Below are 14318 nucleotides of genomic sequence, written 5' to 3'. Positions count from 1 at the left end.
CCTGACAAAAACCTATTTAATGTTAAAGAACACTTAAAGAAATGGTAAAGTGATTGCTAAACACATTCTCTTATTTAGCAATCAATTAACTAATTAAACCACTTACTGATGAAAAGAAGTTTTATTTTAATTATAGCACTAGTTTCCTCTATCATGTTTACAGCTGCACAAGACGGAAATATAAAAGGGGTTATTTTTGATGAACAAGGGCTCTTTGTACCTTATGCCAACATAATTATTCCCTCCTTAAATAAAGGCACTGTCTCAGATGTAGAAGGAGGGTTTCTTTTACTGAATGTTCCAGCTGGTAAGCAAATGCTAAAAATCAAATATTTAGGCTATGCCGATCAAGATGTTGAAGTTGATGTAATAGCCAATCAAACAATAGATCTTCGTGTTTTGCTAAAAAGTAAATCCGAACAATTAGAAGGCATTCTTCTAACTGGTTTTAGCGGTGGCCAGGCAAAAGCCTTAAACACCCAAAAGAACAAACCAAACATTACAAACATTGTATCTGCAGATCAGGTTGGTAAATTTCCGGATGCGAATATTGGAGACGCCATGAAGCGTATACCGGGTATTACAATGCAGGTCGATCAAGGCGAGGCGCGTAATATTATTGTAAGAGGCTTGGCACCACAGCTGAACTCAGTGACCTTAAACGGTTCTCGTATTCCTTCTGCCGAAGGTGATAACCGAAATATTCAAATGGATCTTATTCCAGCGGATATGATTCAGACCATTGAGGTCAACAAGGCCGTTACACCAGATATGGATGGTGATGCTCTTGGTGGTTCGGTAAATCTGGTGACGCGAACGGCACCAGAGGGGTTTAGGCTTTCCGCAACCTTGGGTTCTGGGATTAATTTAATATCAGATAAACGCATATTAAACGGTACATTTATTTATGGTGACCGTTCTAAAAACAACAAGTTTGGATGGATGCTTTCCGCGGCAATACACGATACTGATTTTGGTTCTGATAATATTGAGGCCGAATGGAATAATGAATTTGGCTTTACCGATACTAATGATGAAGAGCAGGAACTCGAAGTAAATCCCTACACTGATGTGTTTGAACAACGCACCTATATCGTGCAACGTGTAAGACGCAGTTTTTCTGCAAATTTTGACTACAGGTTTGACGCCAATAATAAAATTGAACTACGTACCATGTACAATTGGCGTGACGATAGAGAAAACCGCTATGTATTTGCACAGGAATTGTTGGATGCAGAAGATATAGGAGAAGGCGATTTTAATATTGATACTAATGGAACCTTGACTCGATTTCCGATAGAGGCCGCGCGCGAGACCAAAGCAGGTATTAATAATGATAGAAATAAAAATACAAGGCTGGAAGATCAGCGCATGCAAAACTATACCTTGGCAGGGGAGCATCTATTAGGAGATCTTAAACTAGATTGGATGGGATCTTATGCTCAGGCTTCGGAAGAACGTTTAAATGAACGATACGCCCAGTTTACTTCAGAATACTTGGTTAATGTCAATAACTCCAATCCTGAATTCCCTTTTATGTCCCCTGTGAACGCAGGCGATGACAATGCCCTTGGAAATTTTGAGTTTGATGAGATTACTGAAGAAAATCAATATACCGAAGAGGAGGATATCAATCTTTTCTTAAATGCCGAATTACCGGCAGATTTTTTTGGTAAAGGCGATGGTTTTGTAAAATTCGGGTTAAGAGGACGTTTTAAAAACAAGTTCAGAGATAACAACTTTTTTGAATTTGACTTGGAAGATGAGTTTCCAAATTTGGCATCGCTCCCAACACGCGACTTCTCCGATCCAGATTTCTTGGCAGGAAGCCAGTATCAAGCTGGGTTTTTTGGTACTCCTGAATGGTTGGGTGGTTTAAACTTGGTCAATGGAGAACCCGTTCCAGATGAATTTTTGAGAGCTAATTACGATGTAGAGGAAAATGTGTATGCCGCTTACGCCATGGCAAACCAACAACTTTCTGAGAAGTTTTCAATATTAGCTGGATTTCGAATTGAAAATACTAGAATAACATCAACCGGAAACCAAATAGAAGATGAAGAAGATTTGGTTGGGCAAGTCACCGAAGAAAGTTCATACACAAATTTCCTGCCTAGTGTGCATCTCAAATACGATTTAAATCCGCAAACCATCCTTCGATTTGCCTGGACAAATACCTTGGCAAGACCAAATTATGTTGATTTGGTGCCTACTGTGGATATTGTGGCTTCGGATGAGGAAATATTTTTGGGAAATCCAGAGTTAGAGGCTACAACATCTATGGCCTTTGATCTTATGGCAGAACATTATTTTAAAAGTGTAGGTATTGTTTCTGCGGGCGTATTTTATAAGGATATCAAGGATTTTATTTATGTTTTGCAATCGGAAGATGAGGTTACAGGATTTGATATTTTTCAACCACAAAATGCAGAAAGTGCATCCGTTTTTGGGGCGGAATTTTCGTTTCAGCGTCAGTTGGATTTTTTACCAGGCTTCGCGAAGAATTTTAGTATTTATCTCAATTATACCTATCTTACATCTAGTACCGATGGTGTGGCCAATGAAGATGGTGATTTCCGTACGGATTTAGACCTTCCTGGCACAGCACCAAATATGTTTAATGGCTCTATAGCCTACAATGACAAGAAGTTTAATATTCGATTTTCAGTAAATTATTCAGATGCCTATATCGATGAAATTGGTGGTGGTCCGTTTGATGACCGGTATTATGACGAACAGTTTTTGGTAGATTTTAATATGAACTTTGCTATTAATCCAAACCTTCGAATATACTTGGATGTACTCAACATTACTGATCAGCCCTTACGGTATTTTCAAGGGGTAAGAAATCGAACCATGCAGGCGGAATACTATGGACAACGTGTAACTTTTGGATTGAAGTATGATTTGTTTAAAAGGAAATAAGGCCCTAACCCTTGTCGTTTTAGGTATATTTTGCCTGAGCTCATGTGGTAGTATTTTGCCTGTAATACCCCCAGCTTTAATATCTGATTCGACACCACATGATACAGATGACCCAGCCATATGGATAAATAAGGATCATCCAGAGCGCAGTATTGTTTTTGGAACGGACAAGGATGAAATTAATGGCGGTGTTTATGCTTTTGATTTGGACGGAAAAATAATCAAGGACAAGTCCTTAACAGGATTAAGCTATCCGAACAACGTAGATATTGGCTACAATTTCAAGTTGAACGATTCTTTAAGCACTGATATAATGGTATTTACGGAGCGTGAAAAACACCAAATTCGGCTTTTTTCTGTTCCAGATATGAAGCAGTTAGATAATGGTGGATTAAAGGTGTTCGAAGATGAATCTGATTCGACTATGCAAAGACCCATGGGTATTGCCTTATATAGAAATGATTTTTCCGATAAAACATATGCCATAGTGAGTCGCAAAGAAGGTCCTGTTAATGGTTATTTGTATCAATATCTTTTAGAATCTGACAGTCTGGGTGTAAGGGCTAAACTTGTTAGAAAATTTGGTGAATTCAGTGGAAAAAAGGAAATTGAAGCCATAGCTGTAGATCAAGAATTAGGCTATATCTATTATGCCGATGAAAACCATTGCATACGAAAATATTACGCTAACCCAGAAAATGGAGACAAGGAACTGGCCTGTTTTGGCGGCCAACATTTTAAACGTGATATTGAGGGAATAGCCATCGCCAGATTTGATGATAAGTCTGGGTACATTATAGTGTCCAACCAGCAAGCACATAACTTCTCCATTTTTGACAGAACCACTAATAACTTTATTAAACAAATTAACTTAGGCACCAAGGAAACCGATGGATGTGAGGTCACCACAGCAGTTCTTGGCAACCAATTTCCAAATGGTTTGTTTGTTTCTATGACAGACTCGAAGACCTTTGTTTTTCACGATTTAGGAAGTCTTAATCTCAGTGCAGATTAGTTTCATAATTGCTAAGTAAATTGATAACCCTTCCCATTGATAGGAAGGGTTTTTTGTTATTTATCTGATTATTTAGAAAATATCAAAATTTCTGTAGGATCACTTAACGGTTCAATGGGAATTCACTCAAACGCTTAATAATATAATTTTTTAGAGAAATTTACCAGTCTGCAAATACACCATAATATCGTTAACACAGGTTTTTAGATTGGATTTAATTTCAGATTCCCAAAAGCGAAATACGGTGTAGCCTAAGGCCTCTAATTCTTGGTTGACTTCTGAGTCACGTTGCATGTTTCGTTCAATTTTAGGAATCCAAAACTCACGATTGGTTTTAAGTTTAGCCTTGCGTTCTTCCCAATTATGGCCATGCCAATAGTTACCATCAATAAAAACGGCTAGTTTATATTTTTGTATACTAACATCTGGTCGGCCCGGTAACTGTTTGTTGTTAATTCTATAGCGCACACCCTTTTTCCAAAGCGCTTTGCGAAACAGGAGTTCTGGTTTGGTGTTCTTACCACGAATCTTGCTCATTATTTTTGAACGCTTTTTTGTAGTATAGAAGCCAGAAGCTTCATTGAATCTTGGGACTTTAATTTTAGATTTGGCGTAACTCATCTATTTCAAAATATCTCTGATAATTTTTAAATGATGGTTGGTATGTACTTCTAAAAATCGTGTAACGCGATTTGTATTAATATGCCCGAACATAGGATGCTTAAAATGGGCATTTTTGGGCAGGGTACTTGTAATTTCAATATTTTGTTTTGCCGTTTCAACTTGTAAGATGAGATCTTCTTCAGTAATAATTTCAGGTGGCTTTACATGCTTTGGAGCTTTTGCTTTTCCTCTAGGAAAATAACCTAGGCTTAATAACACCCACCCTAAAAAACTAAAGTTAGCTTTATATAATTTAGGATCTGATGATTCTAGTGCTTTAGCGACATTATTTATCACCTTGAGGCTATGATCAATATGCCAGCCTACGTTAGATTTTGATACTTTGAGGTTTTGTGCTTTAAATTTTGGAATAAGAGTTTCTAGCGTATCAAGGTATTTAGAAAGCTTGTGTGTATTTTTCATAGTATCTAAAAATAATAAAAACCCTCACATTTCTGCAAGGGCTTCGGTCTTTATATGATGCTGAAACAAGTTCAGCATAACAAATTTAATATCTGTAGTGCTCTGGCTTGTACGGACCTTCCACAGTGACACCAATATAATCGGCTTGGTCTTTTTTGAGTTCAGTAAGCTCCACACCAATTTTTTCTAGGTGTAATTTAGCTACTTTTTCGTCTAAATGCTTCGGTAACATATAGACCTCATTATTGTAATTAGCACTATTTTTCCAAAGCTCAATTTGTGCTAGAGTTTGGTTGGTAAACGAATTACTCATCACAAAACTAGGGTGGCCTGTAGCACAACCTAAGTTAACCAAACGCCCTTCCGCTAGAACAATGATGTCTTTACCATCTATGGTATATTTGTCTACTTGGGGCTTTATAGTGTTTTTTGTGTGGCCGTAATTTCCATTTAACCATGCCATTTGTATTTCATTATCAAAGTGTCCAATATTACAAACTATGGTTTTGTCCTTCATGGCCTTGAAATGCTCAGCTCTAACAATATCCTTGTTTCCTGTAGTTGTAATAACTATGTCAGAATTGCCAACTACGGTTTCTAAACGCTTTACTTCAAAACCATCCATGGCTGCCTGTAAAGCACAAATAGGGTCTATTTCTGTAACGGTAACAATACTTCCAGCACCTTTAAACGACGCCGCCGTACCTTTGCCAACATCACCGTAACCACACACAGTCACACGTTTACCAGCTAGCATGACATCCGTTGCTCTTCTAATAGCATCTACAGCTGATTCCTTGCAGCCGTATTTATTGTCAAATTTAGACTTGGTTACTGAATCGTTAACATTAATTGCCGGCATTGGTAAAGTTCCGTTTTTTACACGCTCGTATAAACGGTGTACACCAGTGGTTGTTTCTTCTGATAAACCTTTAATGCCCTTTGCTAAGTGTGGATATTTATCTAAAACCATATTGGTTAAATCACCACCATCATCAAGAATCATATTCAACGGTTGTCTTTCCTCGCCAAAGAATAAGGTTTGCTCTATACACCAATCAAACTCCTCTTCGGTCATATCCTTCCATGCATAAACCGAAGTTCCTGCAGCTGCAATAGCAGCAGCAGCTTGGTCTTGTGTAGAGAATATATTACACGAACTCCAAGTCACCTCTGCGCCCAATGCCTGTAACGTTTCAATGAGCACAGCTGTTTGAATAGTCATATGCAAACATCCAGCAATACGTGCGCCTTTAAGCGGTTGCTCATTTTTATATTCCTCTCTCAAACTCATTAAACCTGGCATTTCTGCCTCAGCTAATTCAATCTCTTTTCTTCCCCAATCTGCAAGTTCAATATTCTTTACTTTAAAGGGTACGTAAGTCATTGTTTTTGTACTCATGTATTATCTTTTTCTTTTTTATTAACCAATAACATCTTTGGCATTATGGCTTAATTAGCTAAATTCGCTACATCATAATGTAGGCTTTTACCAAAGGCCTTGCAAAGGTAATCAATAACATTTATAATACTAAATGCCACTGTACAAATCCATTACTGTAAATTCACAAACTGCTGTTAAAGTTTGGAGGATCGAAGAGTCCTATGCAAAATTGATTGAGCCGTTGAATTTAAAACCAGAAAGTTTAGAGCGAGTTTTAAATATGAAGAGTGAACTGCATCAAAGAGGGTTTTTAAGTGTGCGTCACCTTTTACGAAATTTTGGTTATACGGACCAAGATTTGTTTTATGATAGCTATGGCAAACCGCATTTAAAAGATGGAAAACACATTTCAATAACCCATTCCTTTGAGTATTCTGGTGTTATTATTAGTGATAAGCCCGTTGGAATTGATATTGAAAAACAGCGTCCTAAAATAGAGATCATAGCTAAAAAATTTGTCAACTATGAATTCAACTATCTCAATGGTAATTCGCCTAATTACATGAGAAAACTAACGGTTATTTGGTGCGTCAAGGAGTCGCTCTATAAATTATTTGCAACACCAGGCATGCTGTTTAAAGAGCATTTTATGGTTATTCCCTTTATGCTCAGCGATGAGCAGACCGTGGCTTGGATTGACTTTCAAAGTAAAAAATACAGGTATAATACGGCCTTTTTCGAATTTGATGGTTTTACTTGCGCTTATGTCATTCCAGATGAATAGCTTGTATCTAAATATCCTTGAGTATATACGGAAGAAGGAGAGGCAAATGGCAGTGCTTATTGACCCAGATAAGCTGGAACTTCATCGTGTGGCAAGAATCATATCCAAGATTGAAGCGTCTGCTATAACACATATTTTTGTGGGCGGCAGTGAGGTTGAGGAAGATGCTACAGATATTTTAGTTAGAGAAATTAAAAAGTATTCTAAATTGCCAGTTATCTTATTTCCCGGAGATATCACACAAGTTTCGGAATATGCAGATGGGCTCTTATTTTTATCCCTGATTTCTGGGCGTAATCCTGATTATTTAATTGAAAAACACGTACAATCGGTTTCAAAATTGAGAACCACCACACTAGAAGTTATTCCAACGGGTTATATATTGATTGAAAATGGAAAGAAAACATCTGTAGAACGGATTAGTAAAACCAGACCATTAAAGCGTTGTAATATTGATGAAATAGTTGATACGGCGAAAGCAGGAGAGCTACTAGGTATGAAATTAATATACCTTGAAGCTGGTAGCGGAGCGACGCATTCCATTGAACCAGAAATCATTTCAAGAGTGAAGCAAGACCTGAAAATACCACTTATTGTTGGTGGTGGCATTAGGACTAAAAAAGAACTCGAGTTGGCTTATAATGCAGGAGCTAATATGGTAGTTATTGGTACTGCTTTTGAAAAGGATGAAACCTTTTTTGAGGTCTTAAAAAAGAAAAATGAAACAGTTAGTAGATAAAGTAAAATTAGACCTTCTTCTATTAGCCATTACCTGAATAAAATGAAAATATCAATAGAACTAACATTATCGCCACTAAAGGATGATTACGAACCTCATATTATCGCCTTTATAAAACGCTTAAGAAACTCTGAATTCAAGGTGCTTGAAAATCCGTTAAGTACACAGATATTTGGGGACTATGATACCTTAATGCCATTTTTAACTAAGGAGATAAAACGGTCATTTTCTGGTTTAGATATCGCAGTGTTACAAATGAAACTCGTAAAAACAGATCGTAGTGCCTATGAGCCAAATTTTTGATTTTTTTTTAGAGGCTTATCGCAATACACCTGCGTTTCAAATTGGTCTTGAAGCGGTGGCCTTTGTTTTTGGTGTGGCTAGTGTTTGGTATGCTAAACAAGAAAATATTTTGGTTTACCCTACAGGGATTATTTGTACGGTGATTACAGTTTATTTGCTATTCATTAACGGCTATTTAGGAGATATGTTGATGAATTTCTATTATTCCGTTATGAGTATTTATGGATGGTGGAATTGGTCTAGAAAAAAGGGTGATAACTACCTTATTCCAATTTCAAGAACTACAACAAGAGAAAAATATATTGGAGTAGGGTTATTCGTATTAACTATGTTTATAACCTATTCGGTATATAATGCATTTGATTATACCCTAGAGATTCCCAATTATATTGATATTGTTACTTCTGGCATATTCTTTACAGCGATGTGGTACATGGCAATCAAAAAACTCGAGAATTGGACGCTCTGGATATTGGGAGATATAATAACTATTCCCTTATACGCCTATCGTGGTCTAGGAATGTTATCATTACAATACCTTATATTTACGATACTTGCAATTTATGGCTATAGAGAATGGAAGAGAAACTTAGACAAGAACCTTCAAACTGCATAAAAATTGTTTTGTTTGGACCGGAGTCTACAGGTAAAACAACATTATCAAAACAGTTGGCTGAGCACTACAAGACCTATTGGGTCCCTGAGTATGCGCGTGACTACCTGCAAGATAAGTGGAATGTGGAAGGTAAGACTTGCGAACCAGAGGATTTAGTCCCCATTGCTATTGGTCAGATGCGATTAGAAAATGAACTGGCAAAAAAAACAGATTCCGTATTGATTTGCGATACAGACTTGCTTGAAACTAAGGTCTATAGTGAAGCCTATTATCAAGGAACGTGCGACCCAATTCTGGATCAATACGCCATTTCAAATACTTATGACTTATATTTATTAACTTATATTGACACCCCTTGGGTGCCTGACGATTTACGAGATAAACCACTAGAACGCCAACGAATGTTTAAAGCTTTTGAAAATGCTTTGATAACCCACAAAAAACCTTATATTTTAATCAAAGGAAATAAGGACGAACGCTTTAAGTGTGCCGTTAGCCAAATCAACAAATTATTAGAAAAACAACAATGAGTTTTACAGCAAGCGATATCAAACAAATAGAATCTAAAGGTCTTACCTTAAAAATGGTGGAGTCACAAATTACACTTTTTAAAACAGGCATACCTTTTACTAATATAGCAGAAGCAGCTACCAAAAATAATGGTGTTATTGGTTTAAATGACGATTTAATTACCAAGGCTATAGCGAAATTTGAGGAGCAGAAAAACGATGTATCGCTTTTGAAATTTGTGCCTGCCTCAGGGGCTGCTACGCGCATGTTTAAATTTTTATTTAAGTTTTTACAAGAATATGAGTTAGATGGCGAATCTGTCAATTCCTATATAAATAAAAAGAAATTAAAGGATTTGTCCTTGTTTATGATTGGTCTAGAGAAATTTCCTTTTTATAAGTTAGTTATACAACAACTTGAGTCGGGCCATATAAAATTTGACGAACTAAATGACAGTCAAAAAGTTTGGTACTTCGTAAAGGCCATGTTAGATAAAGACCAATTGAATTATGGTAATTGTCCTAAAGGACTCTTACCATTTCACAAATATTCAGATGACCATATTGCAACAGCTTTCGAAGAGCATTTGTACGAAGCTGCATTGTACGCCTCAAACGGTAATACGGCAAATCTTCACTTTACCATTTCCGAGGACCATGAAGATAAATTTAAAAAGGAGTTTAGTAATGTAGAGAAAGACGTTACAGAAAACACAAGCATAAATTTTGAGATTGGCTATTCTTACCAAGAAGAATCCACAGATACCATAGCGGTAACACCAAATAATGAGCCCTTTAGAAATGAGGATGGGAGTGTGTTGTTCAGACCCTCAGGGCATGGTGCACTTTTAAAAAACCTTAACGCAGTTGATGCAGATATCATATTCATAAAAAACATTGACAATGTTGTGGTAAACCAATACAAGGAAGAAATTGCTAAATATAAAAAAGTCCTTGCCGGAATTTTATTGAGATTACAGTCTAAGACCTTCTCCTGTTTAGAGAAGTTAGATAATGGAAACGTTTCCGAAAATGAATTGACCGATATAGTGGAATTTCTCACACGAGAATTGAACGTAAGAATCTCTGAAGAATTTGATAAATATTCTGAAAAATACAAGATGGATTACTTAGTGGAAAAGTTAAACAGACCAATTCGTGTTTGTGGGATGGTTAAAAATGAGGGAGAGCCAGGCGGAGGACCATTTTGGGTAAACGACAAAAATGGAAATCAGTCACTTCAAATCGTTGAGTCCGCCCAAATTAATCTCAAGGATAAATCTCAAAAAAACATTTTAAAGAATTCTACCCATTTCAACCCAGTTGATTTGGTGTGTGGCGTAAAGAATTACAAGGGTGAGAAATTTAATTTAGAAGATTTTGTAGACCACGATGCTGCTTTCATAACCATGAAGACTAAGGCTGGTAAAGATTTGAAAGCTTTGGAATTACCTGGGCTATGGAATGGTAGTATGGCCTATTGGAACACTATTTTCGTAGAGGTACCAATCATTACCTTCAACCCGGTAAAGACAGTTAATGACTTGCTTAAGGCACCTCATCAAATTAAATAATTGTGGATTTTGAGGATTTAAAATCAGAAGTTAACTACAAAGCTGTTAAAAGTTCAGGAAGCGGGGGACAACATGTAAATAAGGTGGCTACTAAAGTTGAGCTTTATTTCAATGTATTTAAATCTGAAGTTTTGTCAGAAGAACAACGCGCTAAATTGGTGATTAACCTTTCTAACCGTATCAATAAAAATGGTTATTTAATCCTCAGCTGCAGTGCTACAAGAAGTCAACTCAAAAATAAGGAAATTGTCACCAAACGCTTTTTAGCACTCATAGAGGACGGTTTAAAGGAAGAAACAGAGCGCAAGCCTACAAAAATTCCAAAGGCAGTTAAGAAAAAACGCCTAGAGAACAAGCGCCAACAGTCTCAAAAAAAGACCAATAGAAAACCACCAGATTTAATTTGATTTTTTTGCTTCAATTATTTGCATTCCATATTTAGTTAGTACCTTTGTAACGTTCTCAAAAAAGGGGTGCCAATAAGTGGCTGAGATCATACCCATTGAACCTAGAACAGGTAATGCTGTTTAGGAATCGAGCGTTAAAAAATGTCATTTTATGCATTTTTGGTGAAAGCTCAGATGGCGCTTTGGCGCTTGAAAGGTTTTATATCGTTCAAACAATCAAATATTAACTAAAGAATAATTACCTCTTTTTATTCGATTATTATCTATAGTCGTATGAAAAATTTATTCGCTTTTTTGTCCTTATGTCTTGTAACGACAAGTATTTTTTCACAAGAAAAGGAAACAGATTCCACAAAAATTGAGACCCTAGATGAAGTTTTGGTTAAAGCCGTAAGGGTCAAAGCAACCTCTCCCATTACGCACACAAATGTTACTAAAAAAGAGTTGGCAAAACGAAATTTAGGACAGGATATTCCTGTGCTCCTAAATTTTTTGCCATCTGTCGTCACAACATCAGATGCTGGTGCAGGTATAGGATATACAGGGATTAGAATCAGAGGGGTAAGTGCCCAATCCACTAACATTACCATAAATGGTATTCCCTATAGTGATGCAGAGTCTTTAGGGACATTTTGGGTTAACCTTGGTGATTTTGCCTCCTCGATTGAAAGTTTACAACTACAGCGGGGGGTTGGTACATCCACAAATGGCTCGGCAGCTTTTGGTGCCAGCATTAATATCTTAACTGATGCAGTTTCTAAGGAGGCTTCTGGTGAAGTCTCCAATTCATTCGGAAGTTTTAATACCAGAAAGCATACAGTGAAATTTAGTACAGGCCTGATGAATGAACATTTTGAGATTGCTGGTCGACTTTCTAATATTGAATCGGATGGCTATATTGACCGCGCTTCCACAAGCTTAAAATCTTATTTCCTGCAAGGGTCTTATGTTGATGACAATACCTTGATTAAGGCCATAACTTTCGGTGGAAGGGAAATGACCTATCAATCTTGGTTTGGTTTTGACCCCTCAACCATAGCTGCTATTGGCGAAAATCCTAATCTTGAGGACAATAGACAGTTCAATATTAGTGGTATTCAATTTGATGATAACGGAAATAGAACAGGATTCTATGATAACCAAATAGACGATTATCGCCAAGACCATTACCAATTGCATTGGAATGAACGCTATAACCGTAACTGGTCCTCCAATATCGGGCTTAACTATACGAACGGCCGTGGTTTTTTTGAAGAATATATAGATAATTACTACTATTCGAATATTCTGTTTGCACCTGATGCCACATTTGATTTTTTAGGATTGAACCCAATTAATGTTAATGGCACTTCTGTTGACAGTATGGATTATGTTAGGCAACGGTGGTTAGATAATAATTTCTATGTCCTTAATGCTAATATCAATTATAAAGACAATACCATTGACGCTATAATGGGAGTCTCTTTAAGTCATTATGATGGCGACCATTTTGGAAAGGTGATTTGGGCAGAATACGCTACAGACTTGCCGCTTGGTGAGCGTTACTATGAAGGTAACGGTAAAAAGAATGATGCGTCGGTATTTGCAAAAGCAGATTATCGATTAAATGATAAAATTAGGTTGTTTGGAGATGTACAGGTTAGAAATGTTAATTATGAAACTTCAGGTCTAGAATCTTCGGGCTTACAGCCGTTTGATGTTGATGTAAACTATACATTTTTTAATCCAAAAGCAGGGATTACTTATAAGACTAATTCAAATAATAGTTTTTACTTCTCTTATGCTAGGGCCAATAGAGAACCTAGCAGACAAGATTTTGAAAACAATCCAAATGTGCGGCCAGAGCAACTTAATGATTTTGAATTAGGCTGGAGGCATAACAAGGGTAATTTTACATTTAACGCCAACGGATACTTTATGTTATACAACGAACAATTGGTTTTATCCGGACAGCTTGATGATGTTGGTAATCCTATTAGAACCAATAGTGGTGAGAGTTACAGGCTGGGTGTGGAATTGGAGGCCATTATTCCGATAACACCACAATTAACCCTTCAACCTAACGCTACGATTAGTGTTAACCGCAATCGTGAAACCATAACTTCACTAGATGGTGAGTTAGTTAGCCTCGGTGAAACGGCCATTGCGTTTTCTCCAGATGTTATAGCGGCTAATGCCATAGTATACCAGCCTGCTAAAAATCTTCAAGTGTCTCTTTTGAGTAAATTTGTGGGTGAACAATTTATGAGCAATACAGAAGCAGAATTGTCAAAGCTGGATAGTTTTTTTGTGAACGATTTAAATGTGACCTATACAATTAAGACAAATTCGGTTTTTGATTCTGTTGTTTTAACTGGTTTGGTCAACAATATTTTCAATGAAAAGTTTGTTTCTAATGGCTACTACTATACGTTTGATGACGACTTTTCAAATCCAGGGACAATAACTACTATTGAGGGTGTTGGCTTTTATCCGCAAGCCACGACGAATTTCTTGTTAGGATTAACCCTAAACTTTTAATTCGTTACTAAGAAGACGCCATTTCCTAAATTATCAACCCTGTATGGCTGTAACGTACAGGGTTGTGTATTTCCTTCCAATCCAAAGCCAGTAGCGAGACTATAACGGTTTTCATCCTCACAACCACAAACCACAATATCGCCAGTCCCAGATTCGGTTAATGTAGAACAGCTAGACGGTTGATGACTGGGGTCAGCAGCATCCCATGCTAAAAGGGTAGCTGAATTTAATCGCCATAACCAAATACCATTATTTCCTTGATTAGGAACGTATTCTCCATTAGATGGAAATGCCAACTGGCTAAATTGAGGAAAATTGGTGTTTACTTCAAGATTAACCCCTGCATCAAATAAAAAATTACAATTAACGCTATTATCATCTCTATTGCAATTTAATAACAATAGCATTGACAGAATTATAAGTGTTTTTTTCATTAGAAATTATTGCTGCGCAATT

General features: G+C 36.8%; 14 protein-coding genes. 10 read left to right on the top strand and 4 right to left on the bottom strand.

Annotated elements, in window-relative coordinates; all coding sequences use genetic code 11:
- The first annotated feature begins 108 nt into the window (after positions 1 to 108).
- Together CA834_RS00485 and CA834_RS00480 are read left to right on the top strand one after the other, a co-directional pair.
- Positions 109 to 2925 (top strand): TonB-dependent receptor, encoded by a 2817-nt coding sequence (locus tag CA834_RS00485; RefSeq protein ID WP_240507383.1) that lies wholly within the window; start codon positions 109 to 111, stop codon positions 2923 to 2925.
- Positions 2903 to 3940, top strand: coding sequence for a phytase (locus CA834_RS00480; protein ID WP_094966702.1), 1038 nt, complete (start codon positions 2903 to 2905; stop codon positions 3938 to 3940). Before CA834_RS00485 ends, CA834_RS00480 begins: the two co-directional genes overlap by 23 nt.
- Positions 3941 to 4090: 150 nt before the next feature.
- Here the strand turns inward: CA834_RS00480 and CA834_RS00475 are convergent, their stop codons facing one another.
- From CA834_RS00475 to ahcY, 3 genes are all read right to left on the bottom strand, one after another.
- Positions 4091 to 4561 (bottom strand): very short patch repair endonuclease, encoded by a 471-nt coding sequence (locus CA834_RS00475; RefSeq protein WP_094966701.1) that lies wholly within the window; start codon positions 4559 to 4561, stop codon positions 4091 to 4093.
- Entirely contained in the window at positions 4562 to 5026 is a 465-nt protein-coding gene (locus tag CA834_RS00470) for a DUF1569 domain-containing protein (RefSeq protein ID WP_094966700.1), read from the bottom strand.
- An 85-nt stretch (positions 5027 to 5111) separates the two neighbouring features.
- Positions 5112 to 6428: an adenosylhomocysteinase gene (ahcY, locus tag CA834_RS00465; protein WP_094966699.1), complete on the bottom strand. Its 1317-nt coding sequence runs from the start codon at positions 6426 to 6428 to the stop codon at positions 5112 to 5114.
- 133 nt (positions 6429 to 6561) lie between these two features.
- On the opposite strand from ahcY, the gene CA834_RS00460 reads away from it, so the two are divergent.
- The 8 genes from CA834_RS00460 (at position 6562) to CA834_RS00425 (ending at position 13862) form a co-directional block, all read left to right on the top strand.
- Complete coding sequence (locus CA834_RS00460; RefSeq protein WP_094966698.1) at positions 6562 to 7194, top strand: 4'-phosphopantetheinyl transferase family protein; 633 nt, start codon at positions 6562 to 6564, stop codon at positions 7192 to 7194.
- On the top strand, positions 7157 to 7933 hold the full coding sequence (locus tag CA834_RS00455; RefSeq protein ID WP_317042064.1) for a geranylgeranylglyceryl/heptaprenylglyceryl phosphate synthase: 777 nt from the start codon (positions 7157 to 7159) through the stop codon (positions 7931 to 7933). Before CA834_RS00460 ends, CA834_RS00455 begins: the two co-directional genes overlap by 38 nt.
- A 42-nt stretch (positions 7934 to 7975) precedes the next feature.
- A complete protein-coding gene (locus CA834_RS00450; RefSeq protein ID WP_094966696.1) occupies positions 7976 to 8236 on the top strand; it encodes a hypothetical protein in 261 nt (86 codons plus the stop codon).
- Complete coding sequence (gene pnuC / locus CA834_RS00445) at positions 8220 to 8852, top strand: nicotinamide riboside transporter PnuC (RefSeq protein WP_206186831.1); 633 nt, start codon at positions 8220 to 8222, stop codon at positions 8850 to 8852. Before CA834_RS00450 ends, pnuC begins: the two co-directional genes overlap by 17 nt.
- Positions 8813 to 9382, top strand: a complete 570-nt coding sequence (locus CA834_RS00440) for an AAA family ATPase (RefSeq protein ID WP_094966695.1) — start codon at positions 8813 to 8815, stop codon at positions 9380 to 9382. The genes pnuC and CA834_RS00440 overlap by 40 nt, the downstream gene beginning before the upstream one ends.
- Positions 9379 to 10935, top strand: coding sequence for a DUF4301 family protein (locus tag CA834_RS00435; protein WP_094966694.1), 1557 nt, complete (start codon positions 9379 to 9381; stop codon positions 10933 to 10935). Before CA834_RS00440 ends, CA834_RS00435 begins: the two co-directional genes overlap by 4 nt.
- A gap of 2 nt (positions 10936 to 10937) precedes the next feature.
- Positions 10938 to 11342: an alternative ribosome rescue aminoacyl-tRNA hydrolase ArfB gene (arfB, locus tag CA834_RS00430; protein WP_094966693.1), complete on the top strand. Its 405-nt coding sequence runs from the start codon at positions 10938 to 10940 to the stop codon at positions 11340 to 11342.
- A 273-nt stretch (positions 11343 to 11615) separates the two neighbouring features.
- Complete coding sequence (locus CA834_RS00425) at positions 11616 to 13862, top strand: TonB-dependent receptor (protein ID WP_094966692.1); 2247 nt, start codon at positions 11616 to 11618, stop codon at positions 13860 to 13862.
- Here CA834_RS00425 and CA834_RS00420 read toward each other — a convergent pair.
- The gene (locus CA834_RS00420; RefSeq protein ID WP_094966691.1) at positions 13859 to 14296 is read right to left on the bottom strand and encodes a hypothetical protein; all 438 of its coding nucleotides are present in this window, start codon (positions 14294 to 14296) and stop codon (positions 13859 to 13861) included. The two genes, CA834_RS00425 and CA834_RS00420, sit on opposite strands and share 4 nt — an antisense overlap.
- Between the last annotated feature and the right edge of the window lie 22 nt (positions 14297 to 14318).

The organism is Winogradskyella aurantia, assembly GCF_002266855.1.
Lineage (GTDB): Bacteria > Bacteroidota > Bacteroidia > Flavobacteriales > Flavobacteriaceae > Winogradskyella > Winogradskyella aurantia.
The sequence above is the reverse complement of the archived record's forward strand: the minus strand, read 5'-3'. Positions and strand labels throughout refer to the sequence as shown.

Excerpts from the sequence above, each read along its gene's own strand:
- CA834_RS00485 (WP_240507383.1), top strand. The coding sequence starts at position 109 with ATGAAAAGAAGTTTTATTTTAATTATAGCACTAGTTTCCTCTATCATG.
- CA834_RS00480 (WP_094966702.1), top strand. The coding sequence starts at position 2,903 with ATGATTTGTTTAAAAGGAAATAAGGCCCTAACCCTTGTCGTTTTAGGT.
- CA834_RS00475 (WP_094966701.1), bottom strand. The coding sequence starts at position 4,561 with ATGAGTTACGCCAAATCTAAAATTAAAGTCCCAAGATTCAATGAAGCT.
- CA834_RS00470 (WP_094966700.1), bottom strand. The coding sequence starts at position 5,026 with ATGAAAAATACACACAAGCTTTCTAAATACCTTGATACGCTAGAAACT.
- ahcY (WP_094966699.1), bottom strand. The coding sequence starts at position 6,428 with ATGAGTACAAAAACAATGACTTACGTACCCTTTAAAGTAAAGAATATT.
- CA834_RS00460 (WP_094966698.1), top strand. The coding sequence starts at position 6,562 with ATGCCACTGTACAAATCCATTACTGTAAATTCACAAACTGCTGTTAAA.
- CA834_RS00455 (WP_317042064.1), top strand. The coding sequence starts at position 7,157 with ATGGTTTTACTTGCGCTTATGTCATTCCAGATGAATAGCTTGTATCTA.
- CA834_RS00450 (WP_094966696.1), top strand. The coding sequence starts at position 7,976 with ATGAAAATATCAATAGAACTAACATTATCGCCACTAAAGGATGATTAC.
- pnuC (WP_206186831.1), top strand. The coding sequence starts at position 8,220 with ATGAGCCAAATTTTTGATTTTTTTTTAGAGGCTTATCGCAATACACCT.
- CA834_RS00440 (WP_094966695.1), top strand. The coding sequence starts at position 8,813 with ATGGAAGAGAAACTTAGACAAGAACCTTCAAACTGCATAAAAATTGTT.
- CA834_RS00435 (WP_094966694.1), top strand. The coding sequence starts at position 9,379 with ATGAGTTTTACAGCAAGCGATATCAAACAAATAGAATCTAAAGGTCTT.
- CA834_RS00425 (WP_094966692.1), top strand. The coding sequence starts at position 11,616 with ATGAAAAATTTATTCGCTTTTTTGTCCTTATGTCTTGTAACGACAAGT.
- CA834_RS00420 (WP_094966691.1), bottom strand. The coding sequence starts at position 14,296 with ATGAAAAAAACACTTATAATTCTGTCAATGCTATTGTTATTAAATTGC.